The organism is Bacillus sp. JJ1521 (assembly GCF_036965165.1).
Taxonomy (GTDB): Bacteria; Bacillota; Bacilli; order Bacillales; family Bacillaceae_L; genus Ferdinandcohnia.
This window is the reverse complement of record NZ_JBALOX010000266.1, coordinates 1-213: the sequence shown is the minus strand read 5'-3', so window position 1 is coordinate 213 and position 213 is coordinate 1.

Genomic DNA, 213 nt, shown 5'->3' with positions numbered 1-213 from the left:
TTTTTGTTGAAGATATTAAACTAAAAATAGAGCCTTTTTTATTCATTGTTTACTTATCTAATTTTCGAATGTCCTAGGTATAACCACCTGCATCAGAGATAACCTATCTTATGGAGGCGGTAAACATGGGTAGAAAATTTGAAAAAAACCTTATAAAATTGCTATATTTCTTTGGTATTAGTTCCTTTATTTACTTAATTAAAAAACCAATTG